17 protein-coding genes and 2 pseudogenes are annotated in these 16150 nt (G+C 47.3%); 9 read left to right on the top strand and 10 right to left on the bottom strand.

The window, feature by feature from the left end; all coding sequences use genetic code 11:
• Positions 1 to 393: 393 nt before the first annotated feature.
• The 4 genes and pseudogenes from EAE30_RS04390 to EAE30_RS04375 all read right to left on the bottom strand — a co-directional run.
• Positions 394 to 909 (bottom strand): annotated as a pseudogene (locus EAE30_RS04390) (IS30 family transposase); the annotation flags it as partial.
• A gap of 2 nt (positions 910 to 911) precedes the next feature.
• The gene (locus EAE30_RS04385) at positions 912 to 2102 is read right to left on the bottom strand and encodes an ISL3 family transposase (protein WP_123015011.1); all 1191 of its coding nucleotides are present in this window, start codon (positions 2100 to 2102) and stop codon (positions 912 to 914) included.
• Between the two features lie 89 nt (positions 2103 to 2191).
• Positions 2192 to 2641 (bottom strand): annotated as a pseudogene (locus tag EAE30_RS04380) (IS30 family transposase); the annotation flags it as partial.
• A gap of 172 nt (positions 2642 to 2813) precedes the next feature.
• The gene (locus EAE30_RS04375; RefSeq protein WP_123014845.1) at positions 2814 to 3524 is read right to left on the bottom strand and encodes an aspartate/glutamate racemase family protein; all 711 of its coding nucleotides are present in this window, start codon (positions 3522 to 3524) and stop codon (positions 2814 to 2816) included.
• Between the two features lie 651 nt (positions 3525 to 4175).
• Here EAE30_RS04375 and EAE30_RS04370 point away from each other — a divergent pair.
• From EAE30_RS04370 to EAE30_RS04360, 3 genes are all read left to right on the top strand, one after another.
• Complete coding sequence (locus tag EAE30_RS04370; protein ID WP_123014844.1) at positions 4176 to 4937, top strand: class I SAM-dependent methyltransferase; 762 nt, start codon at positions 4176 to 4178, stop codon at positions 4935 to 4937.
• Positions 4938 to 5105: 168 nt separating this feature from the next.
• Positions 5106 to 5981 (top strand): aspartoacylase, encoded by an 876-nt coding sequence (locus EAE30_RS04365; protein ID WP_123014843.1) that lies wholly within the window; start codon positions 5106 to 5108, stop codon positions 5979 to 5981.
• 232 nt (positions 5982 to 6213) lie between these two features.
• On the top strand, positions 6214 to 6522 hold the full coding sequence (locus EAE30_RS04360) for a hypothetical protein (protein WP_123015010.1): 309 nt from the start codon (positions 6214 to 6216) through the stop codon (positions 6520 to 6522).
• A gap of 32 nt (positions 6523 to 6554) precedes the next feature.
• On the opposite strand, the gene EAE30_RS04355 is transcribed toward EAE30_RS04360, so the two are convergent.
• Positions 6555 to 7025 (bottom strand): putative quinol monooxygenase, encoded by a 471-nt coding sequence (locus EAE30_RS04355; RefSeq protein WP_123014842.1) that lies wholly within the window; start codon positions 7023 to 7025, stop codon positions 6555 to 6557.
• Between the two features lie 138 nt (positions 7026 to 7163).
• Here EAE30_RS04355 and soxR point away from each other — a divergent pair, with 138 nt between their 5' ends.
• Complete coding sequence (gene soxR / locus EAE30_RS04350) at positions 7164 to 7607, top strand: redox-sensitive transcriptional activator SoxR (protein WP_123014841.1); 444 nt, start codon at positions 7164 to 7166, stop codon at positions 7605 to 7607.
• A 19-nt stretch (positions 7608 to 7626) separates the two neighbouring features.
• Here soxR and EAE30_RS04345 read toward each other — a convergent pair whose 3' ends face one another.
• Both EAE30_RS04345 and dmeF read right to left on the bottom strand, forming a co-directional pair.
• On the bottom strand, positions 7627 to 8043 hold the full coding sequence (locus EAE30_RS04345) for a MarR family winged helix-turn-helix transcriptional regulator (protein WP_123014840.1): 417 nt from the start codon (positions 8041 to 8043) through the stop codon (positions 7627 to 7629).
• Between the two features lie 9 nt (positions 8044 to 8052).
• Positions 8053 to 9003: a CDF family Co(II)/Ni(II) efflux transporter DmeF gene (gene dmeF, locus EAE30_RS04340; RefSeq protein ID WP_123014839.1), complete on the bottom strand. Its 951-nt coding sequence runs from the start codon at positions 9001 to 9003 to the stop codon at positions 8053 to 8055.
• Between the two features lie 239 nt (positions 9004 to 9242).
• On the opposite strand from dmeF, the gene EAE30_RS04335 reads away from it, so the two are divergent.
• Positions 9243 to 9722: a peptide-methionine (S)-S-oxide reductase gene (locus tag EAE30_RS04335; RefSeq protein WP_123014838.1), complete on the top strand. Its 480-nt coding sequence runs from the start codon at positions 9243 to 9245 to the stop codon at positions 9720 to 9722.
• On the opposite strand, the gene EAE30_RS04330 is transcribed toward EAE30_RS04335, so the two are convergent.
• Positions 9719 to 10618 (bottom strand): LysR family transcriptional regulator, encoded by a 900-nt coding sequence (locus EAE30_RS04330; protein ID WP_123014837.1) that lies wholly within the window; start codon positions 10616 to 10618, stop codon positions 9719 to 9721. The genes EAE30_RS04335 and EAE30_RS04330 overlap by 4 nt on opposite strands.
• Before the next feature lie 150 nt (positions 10619 to 10768).
• Here EAE30_RS04330 and EAE30_RS04325 point away from each other — a divergent pair, with 150 nt between their 5' ends.
• The 3 genes from EAE30_RS04325 to EAE30_RS04315 are packed head-to-tail and all read left to right on the top strand — an operon-like array spanning position 10769 to position 13668.
• On the top strand, positions 10769 to 11944 hold the full coding sequence (locus EAE30_RS04325) for a M20 aminoacylase family protein (RefSeq protein ID WP_123014836.1): 1176 nt from the start codon (positions 10769 to 10771) through the stop codon (positions 11942 to 11944).
• Positions 11945 to 11995: 51 nt separating this feature from the next.
• On the top strand, positions 11996 to 12217 hold the full coding sequence (locus tag EAE30_RS04320; RefSeq protein ID WP_199287010.1) for a DUF3311 domain-containing protein: 222 nt from the start codon (positions 11996 to 11998) through the stop codon (positions 12215 to 12217).
• Positions 12214 to 13668, top strand: a complete 1455-nt coding sequence (locus EAE30_RS04315) for a sodium:solute symporter family protein (protein WP_123014835.1) — start codon at positions 12214 to 12216, stop codon at positions 13666 to 13668. The genes EAE30_RS04320 and EAE30_RS04315 overlap by 4 nt, the downstream gene beginning before the upstream one ends.
• 70 nt (positions 13669 to 13738) lie before the next feature.
• Here the strand turns inward: EAE30_RS04315 and corA are convergent, their stop codons facing one another.
• Positions 13739 to 14695: a magnesium/cobalt transporter CorA gene (gene corA / locus EAE30_RS04310; protein ID WP_123014834.1), complete on the bottom strand. Its 957-nt coding sequence runs from the start codon at positions 14693 to 14695 to the stop codon at positions 13739 to 13741.
• A 148-nt stretch (positions 14696 to 14843) separates the two neighbouring features.
• On the bottom strand, positions 14844 to 15479 hold the full coding sequence (locus EAE30_RS04305) for a flavin reductase family protein (RefSeq protein ID WP_199287009.1): 636 nt from the start codon (positions 15477 to 15479) through the stop codon (positions 14844 to 14846).
• 275 nt (positions 15480 to 15754) lie between these two features.
• Here EAE30_RS04305 and EAE30_RS04300 point away from each other — a divergent pair, with 275 nt between their 5' ends.
• Complete coding sequence (locus tag EAE30_RS04300) at positions 15755 to 16084, top strand: DUF2750 domain-containing protein (RefSeq protein WP_241967612.1); 330 nt, start codon at positions 15755 to 15757, stop codon at positions 16082 to 16084.
• The last annotated feature ends 66 nt before the right edge of the window (positions 16085 to 16150 follow it).

Genomic DNA, 16150 nt, shown 5'->3' with positions numbered 1-16150 from the left:
CAGAAACGTGTTAACAATTTTCCTCTTCATAAAAAAATCTGTATAAATTCATTTTAGACCTAATGATCTAAATCGCTTATTTTACATTAGAGAAATACATTAATACCGCAATCGATTGTTGTATATTATAATCCACGTAATAACTGAAAAATACAATCAGGACACCCACGGCATCCGCTTCAAAACTGGCAAAATCTTTTTACGATCAATTCGGTATATATTTCAATATGCAGAATAACTCTTCTGTAATCACCCATATACATCAAGATATTGATGATCTGTTAAGCCACGAGATAATCCCACCGTACTTAATGCATAAGGGTATTGGTAAAGTCATGTCACGTGAATTTGGTTACCCCCGAATTCAACTGCGAAGTGCGACACTCTCCAATATCAAGAAGCTAAAGCCATCTCCTCAAATATAATGGCTGCCTGCTTGAAGCCTAAACACTTTCTCGGACGGTAATTTATCCGCGATAAAGCGAACTCTATATCGATGTCCGTCACTGTCGTTAGATCGGTTCCTTTCTTCACATATTGCCTTAAAAGACCGTTCGCATTCTCATTAGCACCACGCTCCCAAGAACTGTACGGATGAGCAAAGTACACATCAGCCTTTAATTCTTTTGCGATGGTTTCATGACCTGCAAACTCTCGCCCGTTATCTGCCGTAATGGTATGGACATGTTTCTTATAGGGCTTCAGTAGCTCTATTGTCGCTTTGGTGACATCATCCGCTGACTTAGATGGCACTTTCTTTACCACGTAAAATCGAGTCTTACGCTCTAAAATAGTCACCATTGCACCTGTACCATGCTTACCTAGCACAGTGTCGATTTCCCAGTCACCAAACCGCTCCTTACTGTCAACGATGCTTGGTCTATCATCAATCGAAACGGCATTTTTTAGGTTCATCGCGGCTTTCCGGGGAAAGCCGCTTTTATCTTTAAAAAGAAGTAATCAGTATCTCGATAGCCGTAACCCATTCGCTTGATTAACTTTATCTTGTTGTTTATGCCCTCGAGCGTACAGGTATTGAGTGGATAGCATGCAGAAGCAACGATGCCATGAAGATAAGGTTTGAGCTTTCTTGCGAAGTCCATAAGCGGCTTGATCCCGCTTTCTTGAACTTGCCCCCACCATACGTCCCATAAGTCTCTCGCTTCGCTTTCTGACTGGCATCGCCATAACTCTTTAAGCTGAGAGCCAAGTAAATACGTCACCATTAAGTCCTTGTTCATACTCAGTATCTCACTTAGGTAGCTCTCCTGCTTACTGTCTAAGTTGCCTCTGTTTTTAAGGAGAATCCAGCGAGAGCGCTTAATCCATTGGCGTGCTTTCTTGTCTTGTTTGAGTTGATTCGCTTGATCAACTCTGACTCTATCCATCACTTCCCGACCAAATTTGGCGACCACATGAAATAAGTCGTACACAATGCGAGCGTTGGGGCAATGTTGCTGCACTTCGAGGTCGAAAGCCGTATTCATATCCATCGCAACCGCCCCTATGTTCTGGCAATACTGACCAAGTAACTCAAAGAAGGGACGGATATCTTGTCGACTTCGTCCAACGCCTATCCACAGCACTTGATGCGTCTTAGCATCCGCGATAACGGTGGCATAACGATGTCCCTTAAAGAGCGCAAACTCATCCATGACCAGTTGTTTCAGCTCGGCCCAGTTGACCTCTGGCACCCCATTTTTTAGTCGGCGCTTATCTATCTCCTTAATCGTGTGCCAATGAACGCCCGTCATCTGGGAAATATGCTTAATAGGAAGAAGAGGCAGCAACTGTTCAATATAACTACGTAAGCGGTTAGTTAGGCGCGCAAAAGGTTCAAGCCAAGAAATAGATTCGGTTTTGATACCACAGTCAGGGCACTTGATACGCCTTGTTTGTACGGATAGTTCGACAGGTACGCCGAGCATCATCGCTTCCTTAATCGTTCGCCACTGATAATCATGTATGGCTTGAACATATTGCCCACATGAACACCGAGCGGTTGTGCTGGGTTTGAGAGTAATGGTGATAAGAGAAGACGTTTGAGCAGACTTTACGACATGAAAGCCTTCCCAAAAAGAGGATAGAAAAGTATGATTCATCATGAAAACGGTAGTTTGTGTATGATTTTTGTTTGGCGACTAAACCATATCACTTTCTACCGTTTTTGTTTTAAATTCCCGCTAATCCGCGATGAACCATTTTTTATCGCTGGAGCTTTCTCTTGTTTACCTCGGCGATACCGCTTATGACCTTGTCTCAAGTGACGATATAACTTACCGCCCAAGCGTTTATCTTGAGCAACAAAGCGATAGATCCACTCATGACTGACAGATGCACCAATTTTCGTTAATACATTAGAAATCTGCTCTGGACTCCAATCTGTTTCTAAAAGAAGGCGGATAAAATCGACACGTTCCTTTGGTATTCGGTATTTACGTGCTGTTTTGCGCTTTTTGGTAGACGACATCTGGGCTTCGTTAGGGCAATAATGCTCTCCCTTCCGACCGCGTTTAAGCTCACGGTATACCGTCGAGCGGTGGCACTGAACTGTTTTAGCTATTTCAGGAACCGAAATTCCCCGTTCCAAAAGAGCAGAAATCTGGTATCTTCTGCCTTCGGTCAACTGTTGATAATTCATGGTAGTACTGCTTGTTTCTTTGGCGAGAAGAGCGTACCACTTTCAGCAGTTGGCTTCCTCTTCTACATATTTCCATGAATGTCGCACTTATTATCTGAAATCGGGCCTGTTTAGTGCTAAAAATCCTCCCGTGCCAAGCAAATACCTGCCTGGGCATCATGGCTAAATTCAGCTACTGGCTCAGCCTCATCTTTGCAAAATCGCGAATGACAGCTTCAGCGAGACTTGTTGCCGTATCCACCATCGGCAGCAGCTGTTGAGGATGGCTTTTAAGCAGAGGGCTTATGTCCGTACAGGCAATAAGCAGCGCCTGAGCGCCAGCTTTCTGCGCTAAGGAAATCAGGGTCCCCCACTGTGTTATCACTTCAGGATCGGCAAATCCGTTTTGCTTAATCAGCGCAATTAAACGCGTGGTAATCACGCGTAATGAGTCAGAAGAGACACAGCGCTTTCCCGCTATATGTAGACGTTGCTGATAAAAACCCGCATCAAGCGTAGCCTCAGTCGCAATCACGGCAATGTTCTCCGCTTCATCAGGCAAGTGTTCAAGCGCACAATCGGCAATATGCAGGACAGGAATGCCAGCACTGGCTTCCAGCATCTCAGCGAAGTAACAATGGGCCAGATTACAGGGAACTGCGATCAAATTAACCCCTGCTTTTACCAAATCGCTAATCCCATCGCGCAGTGCTGCTGACATTGCAGCATCTTCAACCACCCGATCAGGGAAAAAAGGTGTCGGCAAGGAAATGATGTGCATTTTGGGATAGTCGATATCGAATTTGGCTCCGTATTGCTTTTGGCACTCATCCACCAACATATCGATAAAAGGCGCTGTGGAGCGAGGCCCCATACCAGCTAACACCCCAAGACTGTATGACATTACGCTCTCTCCTTCTGATAACGCGTAAAATTCATCATGCATAGCGCCAGCAGTAAAGCAAGATAAGTTTTAGGCATGGTCGTTCTCCTTCAATGAATGAATAATCAACGCTGGAACGATTAAAGATTGAAGAATTTCTAAGCTGCCTATGCGGCAGTGAACATATGACAAATGAGTCTTTCGAAACACTATTTTTTTCTAAGCTGCCTGTGCGGCAGTGAACATTTTCATGTTCATCACCCTTTTACAAAACACTTTCTAAGCTGCCTGTGCGGCAGTGAACTAGAACAATATAGCACAAAGCGGCGTAATACCAAGCGCTTAGCACTCACCCCCTAATTTGACCCTTTTCAGTGGCGTATTTTTAACTCTTTGTTTTTATTGATGATTGCAAATAAGAAAAATAAAGGGTCTATGACGCCCTTATAAAACCACTCTAGACCAGTCGCATAGCAATAGTCTATCTATGGCAATGACGTCGGCGTAGAGCGAGAAGAGCATTAAGCAGACTCTTGCGTAGAAATAAGCCATTATTTTCAATAAATTATATCGTTATGGGGTGACATCTAAGAAGCGATTGGTTATCTTCTATTCAGACCGCACGTACAATCGCTAGGCGGCCAAAGTCAGCATGCTCACTAAGGAGAAGTAATGTCTACACAACAATGGAATGCCAATCAATACCAAAAAGATGCTCAGTTTGTGTCTGAATTTGGACGCTCAGTCATTGACTTACTGGCTCCAAAAGCCAATGAGACCATTTTAGATTTAGGGTGCGGAACCGGAGAACTTGCCGAGCAAATCATGCAAGCAGGCACCAATGTCTATGGTGTTGACGCTAGCCCAAGTATGATTGATGCGATAAAAGCGCGAGGACTGAAAGCGGAAGTCATGAGTGGCGATGCACTCACCTTTGATGCAGAGTTCGATGCCGTATTTAGTAACGCAGCGTTGCATTGGATCACCGACTATCACCACGTACTGCAAGGCGTAAATCGTGCTTTGAAACCTAATGGACGCTTTGTCGGCGAATTTGGCGGAGCCGGTAACATCCATGCCCTAACCACCGCAATGCAAGCGGTGATCGAAGCTCATCCGGAAATGGGCACATTCCATAACCCTTGGTACTTCCCAACAGCAGAAGAGTATAAAACGCAACTGGAAAAGCATGGGTTTAAAGTCCATTTCATCGAGTGTTTCTCTCGACCAACACCGCTAGAGTCTGGCGTGGAAGCATGGCTTACTATTTTTGCCAATCACGTCATTTCAGGCATGCCGAGCGAGTTAGAAGAGACCTTTCTTAACGCCACCGCGCAACGAGTCAAACCCCAATTATACTCGCCAGAGCAAGGCTGGATGGCCGATTATGTTCGACTGCGTTTCCACGCGGAAAAGATCGCTGAGAGCGAATAAACACGGTCATAGTCAATGATCAGCTCAAGCTTGGCCATTGCACTCAAAAATCGTTGTGTTAGCGTTCTAGCTAGCGACGTGCGTAAAGAGCGCCACAACACACGCTGGCGCTTATTCACATTGTAATACGCATTCCCACCACTTCATCCAGTTATAAGGTCAGACATCATGGAAGCTATCGATAGCGTACTGCTCGTTTCGGGAACACACGGCAATGAACTTTCAGGGATTTACCTGCATCATTTAATACAACAAGGGCTCTATCGTACCGAGCGCGACTCTTTATCTGTTGAAACGCTCATCGCCAACCCCGCCGCCATGGACAAGGGGCTGCGCTATGTGGATCAAGATTTGAATCGCCAATTTAACGCGCGTGCGCGTCAAAACGCCCAGTCCGGTAACGAAACCCGCCTTGCCCACTCTCTTCGCGAGACCTATGCAGACCGTGAGCAACAAATGGTGATCGATTTACACAACACCACCAGCAATATGGGCGCAACCCTCATATTATTGTCCAGCTCTCCTTACTACAAAAAGATGGGCGCGTATGTCAAACAGCAGATGCCCAATGCGTATATTCTATTTGAAGACCAAATTGCTTGGGAAGAACAAGCGTATTTATGCAGTATGGGGAAAAATGGTGTCATGATTGAAGTGGGCGCACAGGCGCATGGTGCACTCCAATTTGAACCATTGGAATTAATGAAAGACATGCTGACCGCCGTGTTGGATTTTATTGATCTCGCCAACCGTAACGCTCTACCAGCCTTAACCCCAAACTATGAGGCGTACTTCTATCTCGGCCCTGTCACACTGCCATTAGACGAACATGGTGTGAGAACGGCCATGGTGCACCCTCGCCTGGATGGTCGAGACTTTGAGGTACTGCGCCGCGGTGATCCTATGTTCATCACGTTCTCTGGCGACGATATGGTATGGGACAAAGACGAGGACGTGTATCCTCACTTTATCAATGAAGCGGCGTATTGTCTCAGCCACGTCGCGATGGAATTGGCCCAGAAAAAGACCGTATCACTGAGCTAAACACACCCAGTAGGTTGGCGGGAATGATGGGTTAAATAACCAGCACATCGCCCGCCATTGCTGCTTTTCTACGCAAATTTGACACAATTAACCTCATCTCTTACACAATCTCATCGTATTCTCTCATTACCGTAAACAAACTGTCATGAGAAATGCGTACAGTACGTCTGCATTCAAGCATGGCGGGCTTAGCCATGTCATCGATATAATTAATAATGAAAGGCATGACACATTGACTAAACAGCTGCACAACCTCGACCAAGCAATCATTAAGTTGCTGCAACAGCAGGGGCTAATCAAAAAAGAAGCCGAAGCGCGTTTAAAACAAGAAGTGTATAAACTTGATGCAAGCGAAGTGGCCAAAATCAAAAACTACACCACGCATTTTGGCTTACGCTCTCAAGATGTAATGATCAATGAGATTCTCGAGTTACGCCGTGAAGCCATGTATAACAGGCTGATTCGTGAGGCTGAGGCTCCTCGAATGCTTCCCTCTTCACGCGTCTCGCCACGCTACTTCGAAGCCAGCATGGCCCACTAACTAAAAAGAGGAGCCGTCTCGGTATTACGGCTCTATATCAGGTAATCATCACAGACCGTAATGCGATAGCGAGTCTGTGAGTCAAGTAGACAGGCTCGCATCTGTTCACGGGCTTTAAGGTAATTCTCACCGGTCAGCGTGTGCTGTTTTTCCCATTGTTCACGACTTGGCCACTGTGCATACGCAACGTACACATCTGGTTTATCGGTTCTATGTAAACGTGAGCCATAGCTGCCACATTGCAAATAGATCCCCTCGGTGACGGTTCGCCAAGCTTGGCGGAAATCGCGGTGACAATCCGGTTTTAAGGTGAATTCATAGACCGCAATAAACCGGTCTCGCGCTACGGGTTGCTGAAAAGCCAAACGTCTTATCCGCCAACGGCGGCCCAATCGTGTCAGCCAAGCCAGCAGCGCATGTGTCTTCCTCTTCACTCGCCAGGTTGCCTGCTCTTGATAAGTTTTTGTCAGTAACGTTGGAATGTAATCGTGATAGTTCAACATGGCGCTTCCTTGTGTTCGCATAACCACAACACGCAACGTATCAATTAAGCGTGTTTGTCATTGATGATGTCTTCGGTATTGAGTATGCTAATTCCTCAAGTTAACTTGAGGTCAAGGCTTTTTTAGGGAGAAAAATCCATGGAGATGAGTGTCGGAGAAGTGGCCAAACGCACCGGAGTCAGTGTGGCCACATTGCACTTTTATGAGGAAAAAGGATTGATTTTCAGCACGCGGAATGCGGGGAATCAACGGCGCTATCAGCGTGCGATATTACGCCGCATTGCGGTCATCAAAGCCGCGCAGCAAGTAGGGTTAACGTTACAAGAAATTGTTCAAGCGCTGGAGATTCTTCCCAAGCACAAAGCGCCAACAGCAGAGCAATGGCAAACGCTCAGTCAAGCGTGGCATACATTACTTGAAAACCGTATCACCAGCTTGAAAATGATGCAAAATCAACTCGGCAGTTGCATTCAATGTGGATGCTTGTCGCTTGAGCACTGTGCGTTATATAACCCCGAGGATAAACATGGTATTTATCAATCGGGGGCTAAGCTTATCCATCACCAGCCCCAAGAATCATAGCCAATGGGCATCAAACCGATTAGAACTCCTGATTCACTCGCGCTAATAATGCGCTTAATTGCTGTTGTTCATCCTGAGTAAGCCCTTTGGTAAGCTCCTCAGTTAAGGCGAGATGAAATTGATTATGATGTTGATAAATCTCACTCCCTGCCTCAGTCAGCTCAACCACAATCGAGCGACGGTCCTGCTCACTGTATTGACGAGTCAACAATCCTAATTTCACCAGCTTATCCACTTGTACGGTCAATGTGCCAGTGGTCACTCCAAGATGGTGCGCTAAGGCTTTCATATTCATGGCACCGTGATTACCCAGCGCTTCAAGCGTATGAATCTGCGCGAGCGAATAATCCGATTCCCGTACCACGGACGATTCCCACGAGGCCATCTTATCGTAAAACTCGGTTAATACATGACTTAGTGACGCAATCGATGACATACTGCTCTCCTAGCTAGGGTTCACTTCAATCACAAGGTGTTCAATCTTATCAAACTCTTGCAAACGTTGCTTAAAGTATGCAGGTTGACGATCTTGCTCATCGTGAACCACCAGAGTCGCACAAAAGTGATCGGCACTGACTTTCCAAATATGCATATCCTTAATGGTCACTCCCTCAGACTGTAACACGTCAACAATCTTCTCTTCGTAATACTCATCGATCGCTTGATCCAACAGCACTGGCGCGGTTTGCTTCATTAATCCCCAAGCCCACTTACTGATCACGATACTGCCGATCACGCCCATCATCGGGTCAAGCCAAATCCAACCGACATATTTGCCCATGATCAATGCGCCAATCGCTAAAAGCGATGTCAGTGCATCCGTCAGCACATGAATATACGCCGCCTTTAAATTGTGGTCGTGATGACCGTCTTGATGGTGATGTTCATGGTGTTCATGATGTTCATGATGTTCATGATGTTCATGATGTTCATGGCCATGATGATGGTGGTCGTGGTCTTGTAGCAACACCATGCTTAATGCATTAACAATCAAACCAATCACCGCCACAAAAATCGCTTCATTGAATTCGATGGACACGGGATTCACGAAACGATCCACGGACTCTAACGCCATGCCCAGCGCAACGATGCCTAAGATCAATGCACTGGTGTAACCTCCGAGCACGCCAACTTTGCCCGTGCCATAGGAGTACTTGCCACTGTGCTTGTGTTTACGCGCGTAGCGATAAGTAAATAAGGTAATACAAAAAGCGGCGGCGTGGATTCCCATGTGCCAACCGTCGGCCAAAAGCGCCATCGAGCCATAGAGTGAGCCAGCCCCAATTTCTACCACCATGGTGATGAAGGTCAACGCCAACACATAGCGGGTTTTCTTCTCATTCTCAGCATCAAAATAGGAAAACGTCTCTAATTTTTTGCAGTCAGGTATCTTCATAGCCATTTACTTTGATTATCAAATAATAATTAAGACTAGATTATTTGATAATCAAAGTAAATAGACAAAATAAGGCAGACAATTCTTTCTGACCACCAGTGTATTCATCTTGGCTTGTCACCTGCTATCGTGTGAGCGCTATCGTGTGAGCGCCATCGTGTTGACATTGTGTGATAGGATTGCGTGAATTGATAAGCTGTGTGCATCCTTGCACAGCACTATGCATAATGGAAAAGACAATGGAAGAGATCGTACTCGCAGGCGGCTGCTTATGGGGCGTGCAAGAATTCATCCAATACATCCCTGGCGTGCTCAGTACCGAAGCAGGCCGCGCAAATGGCACAACCAATACGACGCAGGGCCCGTATGATGGCTATGCCGAGGCGGTGCGCGTCACCTTTGATCCCCACACTCTGTGCGTTGAAGCACTGATTGAACACCTGTTCGAGATCATCGATCCCTACAGCATCAATCAGCAAGGGCCCGACCGAGGAGAAAAATACCGTACTGGCATTTACAGCGAACAGGCCGAGCATCTGACACGTGCTCGTCGCTACTTCGCCTCTCGTGCTGACGCCGCGCAAATCGCACTGGAAGTGCTCCCGCTGACCAACTTTGTGGCGAGCGACGAAGAACACCAACATCATTTAAGCCGCTACCCAGAAAACCATCACTTATGCCCCATTCCGTGGGAACTGTTGCATCGCTATAAGCGCTAGTTTTTGGCTGTCGTCTCGAGGCTTTTCGCCAGTTGAATCATATTGTCGAGCATGGGGTTTCGCGTGTCTTTTTTCCAAACGAGGTTCAAATCCAATGGTAGGGTTTGCAAGTCATCAAGTTCGAGTATGCACACGCCAGCCATGGATTCAGACACCGTGGAACGAGGCACGATCGTGCAACCGACACCAGAGGCGACAATCGCCAGCATGGTCATGCTGTCATTGCCCGTTTCCACAATTTTGGGGGTAAACCCACACTGATCAAAGTATTGCGCTAATTGTTCGTGATAGTTCGGACTGTTCTCTTTATCAAACCACACAAAATCATAGTCACACAACTGCCTCAAGACACGCGGTGGATCGCTAAGAATGGGCGAACAATCAGGGACAACAAAGACGAGATGATCCCGATAAAGGGTTAAACGTTCGAACTGGGGATCATCGGGCGGGAAAATCACGACGCCCAAATCAATATGATCATCGCGCAGCGCGACCATTTGTGGCCCTGACAACAGCGTATTGAGTTTGAGCATGACATGGGGATAACGCTCTCGAAAGGCTTTCAGCAGCGAACTAAGCTCTTCAACCCACAACAACATAATGGTTGTCCCGACGCGTAATTCTCCTAGCATCCCCTGCTCGGTGCATACCGCTTTATTTTTGGCGTCCTCAAGATCCGCCAACACCTTACTCGCCTCTTTCAGAAACACTTTACCAGCGGCGGTTAAGGCGACGCCGCGCGCGGTTCTTTCCAGTAACTGCACACCAACGGACGCTTCTAAGGCTTTAATTTGGCGGGTTAGCGCCGGTTGCGCGATATGAATTTTTCGCGCAGCCGCTGAGAGCGAGAGCTCACGAGCGACAGCAATAAAATAACGAATCTGGCGAATTTCCATGCTCTTTTCTCATCCATACCGAATTGTTATCGGTGTTACACCTATTTGATATTTTCCTTATACCTTGAGGAATGTAACACTGAAATCGTTGACATAATACCACTCAGTATTCGGTCTTAAGCGATAACCAGCATGACAAGGAAGTAAGCTATGGAGAGTTTTTTTACCGAACACCACGCGTCATTAGTGCAATTACGTCGTGAGATTCATCAACACCCTGAGCTCGGGTTTGAAGAATTCAAAACCTCAGAAAAAGTTAAAACCATACTGACGCAGTTAGGCATTCCCTACATCGATAACCTAGGCGAAACGGGCATTGTTGCAACCATCACAGGTCAGCAGCAAGATAATGGTCGACGTATTGGCTTACGTGCCGATATGGATGCCCTTCCGTTGCAAGAAAAAAATACCCATGATTATGCGTCCAATGTTGCCGGGTGCATGCACGCATGCGGGCACGACGGCCATACCACGATATTGGTTGGCGTTGCACAATATTTGGCGCAGCATCGCGATTTCTCGGGCACGATTTACCTGATTTTCCAACCGGCCGAAGAAGGCCGTGGCGGCGGCGATCGCATGGTCAAAGATGGCCTATTTACGCGTTTCCCGATGGACGAAATCTATGGATTACATAATTGGCCGTATCTGGCCGCCGGTAAGATCGCAGTATTAGATGGGCCGGCCATGGCAGCCGGAGATCGCCTTGCCATTTCCATTCGAGGACTAGGCGGGCATGGCGGGGCAACGCCGCACCTCACGATCGATCCCGTCCGTATCAGTGCCGACTTAATCACCACTTTGCACACCATCATTGGTCGTGAAATTGCCCCTCTGGATCAAGCGGTTCTCAGCCTATGCGCCATTCAATCAGGGGATATGAATGCCTTTAATGTGATTCCTGATACCGCAGAAATCATTGGCACCGTCAGAACGTTTAAACCTGGCATTCAAGATCAAATGGAAGCCGCAATCAAGCGCATCTGTGCGGGCGTCGCTGCGACCTATGGCGCCGACATCAGCGTCGATTACCAATGCATTATTCCAGCCACAATCAACACCCCCGCCTGTGCTCAATTTGTTCGCGAGACGATTGAAGCCAACTTCGCAGACGGCACGCTCGATACCGAAACACCCCCCACATTTGGCGGAGAAGATTTTTCCTACATGCTCAACCAAGTACCGGGCGCTTACATTTTCTTAGGCAGTGCCCGACACGATGAGGACGAACCGCTGCATAGTCCTCATTTTGACTTCAATGACGACGTCATTCCAACTGGCGCAAAACTGTTAACGGTGACCGCATTGAACGCACTTGAACGTTAATTTAACGCGTCATTAAGGCGCAAAAAACAGTTCATTCTAATGGAGGGACCCATGAAGAACCGTAAATATCCTATGCACCCCGTAATGATGGTGTACTTCTTAATCTGTGCGCTCGCGATGATTTGGCCGGGCGCAACGCTCGCGAATCACATCGAGCCAATGATCATTGGCTTACCTTTTTATCTATTTTGGTACTTCGTATGGCTACTGGTGACGTTTGTCGGGTTGGTCATCTGCTATCAAATGGAAGACGAAAAGGAGGATGACGCATGAGCCACTCATCTTTGGTGATCACAGGCATCACCGTGATCTATATGATTGTTATTCTATGTGTGGGGTTATCCGCAAAACGCGGTCAAAAATCCACATTGGAAAACTACGTTGCAGGCGGCCGCAGTGTCGGCTTCATCGTGCTATTTTTTATTTTTGGCGCGGAGTGTTTTTCGGCATCGGCGTTTTTAGGCACGCCCGGTTGGGCCTACAGCAAAGGCATGCCGGTACTGTATATCGTCGCTTACCTCACTTTAGGGGTGGTCGTCTGGTGGCTTATGGGGCCGAAAATAGCCAATTCGGGGCGGCAAAAAGGGTTGCTGACCCAAGCCGAGTTTTTTACCGCGCGATACCCCAATAAGGTTTTGGGGGTATTTATTGGCATCATTAGCTTAGCGGCGATGATCCCCTATTTAACCGTACAAATTGCCGGAGCTGGCATGCTCTTTCAAAGCGCAACGGATGGCGCCATTCCCTTTTGGCTCGGTGCCCTGATTGCTACCGCCGTGGTCGCGATTTATGTGTTTGTCAGTGGCCTAAGTGGTATTGGTTGGACCAACTTACTGCAAGGCATCATGATGGTCGGCATCGCTTGGTATCTCGGTTTAGCCACGCCAGAGCATTTCTTTGGTGGCGTGAGTAACATGTTTGAGCAAATTAAAGAGAAAGCGCCCGAGTATCTCACCATGCCGGGCGCGACGGGGATGGGCTGGGGTGCGTACACCACCGCGATTTTAGTCAGCTCACTGGGTATTGTGATGTGGCCGCATATCTTCATGAAATTCTATACAGCCGAGAGCGGGAAAACCTTAAAACGCGTGTTTGTGTTTTATCCGCTATACGGGCTGATTATGATTCCACTGATATTCATTGGCTTTACCGGAGTCTTAGTGTTTCAAGGAGAGCCGCTAGCCAAAGCCGATGATGTTTTGTTGGAACTGGTCATCCATCGTGTCGGGTTCTCCGACTGGGTCATCGGTATCGTCTTGTCAGGAGCATTGGCAGCCGCAATGTCAACCGCCTCCAACTTGGCACACACCAGTGCCTCGATTTTCTCCAGAGATATTCTCTATCCAATGCCCATGTTTAAACAGATGAATGAAAAGCAAATGCTGCGACTGACACGCATTGGGGTCATTGTGGTATCGCTTCTCGCCTACGCCTTAGCCATGGCAAAAATTCCCACCTTAGCCGCGCTACTTTTGGCTGCGTATGGGATTATTGTCCAGCTTTTCCCCATGTTGGTCGGCGCGCTCTGGTGGAAAAAAGCCACAACACCCGCCGCCGTTTCTGGGTTGATTATCGGCTCAGGATTGACCTTGTATTTCCAACTGTTCGGCCATAGCCCATTTGATTGGAACGGTGGATTTATCGGGCTGATCGCCAATAGCGTGATATTTGTCTCTGCCAGCTTATATAAACCCGCAACCGCTAAACACACGGCTGAAGCCTAAACGCATCGGCCCAATACACAACAGGGCGAGTTCGTGATGAACTCGCCCTGTTTATTTTTATCGCGTCTGGCTATAACCAACCTTTGCGTTTGAAATACCAATACGGGGCAAACCCCGAGGCCAGCATCAAACCGAGTGCAAACGGATATCCGCCTTTCCAAGTTAATTCCGGCATGAACTGAAAGTTCATCCCGTAAATACTGGCAATCACTGTCGGCGGTAAAAAGACCACCGAAGCAATCGAGAATATTTTGATGATCTGGTTTTGTTCAATATTGATAAAACCTTGAGTCGAGTCCATCAAAAAGTTGATTTTATCGAACAAAAACGTGGTATGAGACATGAGCGCTTCAATATCATGACCCACTTCGGTAAACGTCTCACGGTGCTCATTACGCGATTTTAAATTCCGTAATAAGAAAGAAATGGTGCGCTGAGTATCCATCAAACATAAGCGAATTTTACCATTGCTGTCTTCTAAGCGTGCCAGTTGACTAATGCTATCCTCGAGATCCGCATCATCGCGCTCAAGCACATCATGACTGACTTTCTCTAACTGGCGATGAATGTCTTCTAAAAGGTCGGCATGGTTCTCGACTTTTTGCTCAAACAAGGTCACCAGCAAACTATCCACATCGTTGCAATAAATCTGACCGCGGCGAGCGCGCAAACGTAATAAGCGAAAATCGGCGACATCACCATCGCGAATCGTGATTAAGCGCTTTTTTTGCAAAATACACGCCACCGTTACCGAGTTATGCCGCCCCTCAGATGGCGATAAAAATAACGAGTGGACGTGAATACCAGATTGGTCAATGAAACATCGTGCTGAGGTTTCAATTTCATCCACATCGTTCGACTCAGGGAGCTCCATACTCCATAACGAGCTGATTAAGTACCGTTCTTCGTCGGTGGGGTCATGTGCATCAATCCACTCGGCTTGAGCGACAAATTCACGTAAATCGCTGTACTCATCGGTTGGCATTGCGGTAATCACGCCCTGCTCGATTCTAAAAAATCGCAGCATCTGATACTCCTCTACTTGAATACGAGTCGACTCGTTGTTCGTGCCTATTCTTATTGATGTCCTTTATTTTATCCGTCCATTAAGACAGCGGGCTTTCACTTCCATGAAAGCCCGCTTCCGTGTCTTGACACTCAGTATACAGGATTTTTTAATCAAGAGGATACTGAGGACGGAACAGATGAAACTCGGTTGACTCGCTGATGCCAAAGTACGTCGAAGGCCCACCAGCACGCATGACGGGCTGGGCTTTAACGGTTTGGAAGACGCCTTCTTCGAGGAAGCGATTGTCGATATGCACGCCCACGACTTCACCGAGAACCAACCAGTTGTCGAGCGCATCGGCACTGGCCGATTGCAATTGGATTAATTGGGTGAGTTTGCATTCAAAGGAAACGGGAGCTTCAGCGACTCGCGCCACGTTGACTAATTTCGACGCCACCGGCGTTAAACCACTATGCTCAAATTCCGAGACCTCCGATGGCACTGGAGCGCAGCTTTGATTCATTTTCTCCGCCAAAGATCTCGTGGTCATATTCCAACAAAACTCACCCGTCTCTTGGATGTTGCGCACGCTGTCTTTCCAGCCAGCACTCGCGAACCCAATGATCGGAGGCGTATTGGCAAATGCATTGAAAAAACTGTAGGGCGCTAGATTATCCACCCCTTGTGCCGACCGCGATGAAATCCAACCAATGGGCCGTGGGGCGATGATGGCTTTAAACGGGTCATGGGCTAAACCATGTCCATGCTGCGGTTCATAGAAATGACTGTGTTGCGACATCATAAGCTCCTTTTCACGCTCATTACGTTGTCAATAATGATTTCATCTTAACACTCACGTTCATCAGGTAAACCACAAAAACCCGATTGCCCTCTGTCCCTCATACTCAGTATCATGAGTGTCACGGCCATCGCGATAGCTGCGGTTTGTGACAAACTGCTTTCGAGATCACCGACTCTACCGTTATACTAGCTAGGAATGTTTCCACAAATAAGCAAGGGCTGTGCATGACCACAACAATCGCGTTAGACCAACTTCCCAAAGATCCGACGGAACGAATGAATCTGTTTTTTAAAGCGGTCGCGACCGATCATAAAATTTGGTTGTTGATCGATGAACACGGCAGCGTATTGCTCTCGGCCGAAGACGAAGACTGCGTTCCAGTCTGGCCAAGCCACGATTATGCGGCGCAATGGGCGACCGATGACTGGGAAGGTTTTACACCGGAACCGATTTCAGTGGCAAAATGGAAAAGTCGTTGGACGACCGGTTTAGAAGACGATGAACTCTCGATCATTGTGTTCCCAGATCAAGAAGGGGAAGGCATTATCCTATACCCTGACGAGTTTGAATTCGAACTGCAAAAGCGCGAAGCCAAACGTCGCTAACCCTCGAGATGGTGTGATTAAAAAGCCCGCTAGGAGCAAACGCTCCAGCGGGCTTTTTTGCAGCAC

This window comes from Vibrio zhugei (genome assembly GCF_003716875.1).
GTDB lineage: Bacteria > Pseudomonadota > Gammaproteobacteria > Enterobacterales > Vibrionaceae > Vibrio > Vibrio zhugei.
This window is presented reverse-complemented; position numbering and strand designations above follow the sequence as displayed.